Genomic DNA, 1,159 nt, shown 5'->3' with positions numbered 1-1,159 from the left:
GTGCGCGGCGAGCCGGACGAGCGTCCGCACACCCGAGCCGGTGCCGCCCGCCGGCGTGTAGTCGAACGCGCCGCCTCGTTGAACGCCGGCGGCGATGTCCAGGTGGGCCCAGGGCGTCTCGCCGACGAACTCGCGCAGGAACGCGGCGGCGAACAGCGTGCCGCCGGCCGGCTTCGGGTTGTGCTGGCGCAGGTCGGCGATCGCCGAGGTGTGGACGCGCTGGGCGACCTCCTCGGGGATCGGCAGCGGCCACATCGGCTCGCCGGCGCGCTGCGCGGCGTCCAGCACCTGCTCGCTCAGGGCGTCGTCGTTGGAGAGGACGCCGGCGGTGCGCTCGCCGAGCGCGACGATGGCCGCCCCGGTCAGCGTCGCGACGTCCACGACGAGGTCCGGCTGCAGCTCGGTGGCCAGGGCCAGGCCGTCGGCCAGGACGAGCCGGCCCTCGGCGTCGGTGTTGTGCACCTCGACGGTCTTGCCGCTGCGCATCGTGAGCACGTCGCCCGGGCGCGTGGCCGAGCCGCCCGGCATGTTCTCGGCCAGGCAGGCGAACGCGGTGACCTTGAGCGGCAGGCCGAGACGGGCGATGGCGACCGTGGCGGCGACGATGGCGGCGGCACCGGCCATGTCGCACTTCATCGTCTGCATCGACGCGCCGGGCTTGATCGAGAGTCCGCCCGAGTCGAACGTGATGCCCTTGCCGACCAGGGTGAGGTGCTTGACGGCCCCCTCGGGCGCGTGCTCGAGGCGCACCAGGCGCGGGGGAGCGTCCGAGCCCTGCCCGACGCCGAGGATGCCGCCGCAGCGCTCGTCGGCCAGCGCCTGCTCGTCCCACACGGTCACCGAGAGCCCGGGCACGTCCAGCGCGGCGATCTCGTCGGCGAACTGCGGCGGGCGCAGGTCGCCGGGCGGGCAGTTGACCCAGTCCGCGGGCCAGCGCGACGGCCTCGACGACGGTCTGCGCGGTGGCCAGGCCTGCTCGGCGGCGGCCGCGTCGAGCTCGGTCACGACGACGGCGCGCTCGAGCGACGGCGGCACCTCGTCGTCGCTCGGTGCGGCCTTGAAGCGGTCGTAGGAGTAGCCGGCCAGCAGGGCGCCCTCGGCGACGGCGGCGACGGCGTCGGCGTCGGACGCGTGCAGGTGCAGCACCACGCTGGTCGCG

The 1,159-nt window shown here is 75.4% G+C and carries 1 protein-coding gene; it reads right to left on the bottom strand.

What is annotated here, in order from left to right:
* Positions 1–1,159: leucyl aminopeptidase (locus AC2W7G_RS16845; protein ID WP_485869453.1), on the bottom strand; the 1,159-nt coding region annotated here is incomplete at both ends.

Source organism: Aeromicrobium sp. PFPM2_SD2 (genome assembly GCF_057364525.1).
The sequence above is the reverse complement of the archived record's forward strand: the minus strand, read 5'-3'. Positions and strand labels throughout refer to the sequence as shown.